Here is a 1198-nt window from a genome sequence, read left to right as displayed (position 1 = left end):
CCTACATTCCGCTGGGCGTTACCCATCGCCTGAAAAACCCAGGCAAGCTGCCGCTGGAGCTGATCGAAGTGCAGTCGGGCAGCTATCTTGGCGAAGACGACATCGTTCGCTTCGAAGACCAGTACGGCCGCGCCAACTGAGCGCGGTCCTGCCTGGAAACCGGCCCCGGTCGATGATCAACAGACCTGTATTGGGAGATATGCAATGCTGAAGGAATATCTACGACGCTTCGTCCAGCACCTGCTGGGTTCCTTCCTGTTCGACGCACCGGGGCTGGTGCAATGCAAGATGTTCGTGCTGCGCCGCTTCTTCGATATCGGCGCCAATTCGTACGTTTCCTATCGGGCCATGCTGGTGTCTCCGCACAGCACCCGGCATGCGCACTTCAGCATGGGCCGCAACGTAGGCGTTGAGCACGACTGCGAGCTGGACTACTCCGGCGGATTGAAGATCGGCAATGACGTCTGGATCTCCGAAGGCGTATTCATTGCCACCCATGGCCATCGGATCAAGACACGAGCGCTCAAGAAGGAGCAACCGGTGGATTTCACCGGCCTGACCATCGGCGACGATGCCTGGCTTGGCGCGCGTGCCGTGATCCTGCCCTCGGTCAACCGGATTGGCACCGGTGCGGTGATCGGCGCATGCTGCGTGGTCACCAAGGACGTCGAAGACTGGGCCGTGGTGGTTGGCAATCCGGCCCGCGTGATCGGCTACCGCAACTGATGCGGTAGCCGACCGTTTCGCTGCACCTGCTGGTTCTCAGCGGTGCAGGCCCATTACATCCATTTCGTTGATGCGGCGGATCGCGCTGTCGAAATCGATGCCGATGGTATCGAGGTACCACTTGATCGACTGCGGACGCGGGCGATTCTCGGTGTACACCGCCGAGATCGCCTCCTCGCGGGTCATCATCCCTTCGCGGATCTGATTGCTGCGGAACGTGTCGAACTCCGAGAATCCACGCGCGGTCATGTAGATGTAGTTGTAGAACGGCGCGGTGCCGTCGCCGATGCGCCAGGTACTGTCCGTGTCCGGTGCCAGCTCCCAGTCATACTGGTTGAGCAGCACGTCGTTGACTTCGTTCTCTTCCCAGATCATGTGGTCGAAGATGAAGTAGAAGTCGCGGCGTGGTTCAACGTAGTAGGCGAGGAAAGCGCCCATCGTGTCCAGCAACGACGTATTGATGTAGCCAGGA

At 59.8% G+C, this 1198-nt stretch carries 2 protein-coding genes and 1 pseudogene; 2 read left to right on the top strand and 1 reads right to left on the bottom strand.

Going from position 1 to position 1198, the window contains the following annotated elements:
- Positions 1–140 (top strand): annotated as a pseudogene (locus ACFQ6N_RS40990) (mannose-6-phosphate isomerase); the annotation flags it as partial.
- A gap of 64 nt (positions 141–204) precedes the next feature.
- A complete protein-coding gene (locus tag ACFQ6N_RS40985) occupies positions 205–726 on the top strand; it encodes an acyltransferase (RefSeq protein WP_053448719.1) in 522 nt (173 codons plus the stop codon).
- 36 nt (positions 727–762) lie between these two features.
- Here the strand turns inward: ACFQ6N_RS40985 and ACFQ6N_RS40980 are convergent.
- The coding region (locus ACFQ6N_RS40980; protein ID WP_380659220.1) for a hypothetical protein at positions 763–1198 on the bottom strand (436 nt) is incomplete at its 5' end.

Source organism: Kitasatospora sp. NPDC056446, from assembly GCF_042796115.1.
Classification (GTDB): domain Bacteria; phylum Actinomycetota; class Actinomycetes; order Streptomycetales; family Streptomycetaceae; genus Kitasatospora.
This window is presented reverse-complemented; position numbering and strand designations above follow the sequence as displayed.

Excerpts from the sequence above, each read along its gene's own strand:
- ACFQ6N_RS40985 (WP_053448719.1), top strand. The coding sequence starts at position 205 with ATGCTGAAGGAATATCTACGACGCTTCGTCCAGCACCTGCTGGGTTCC.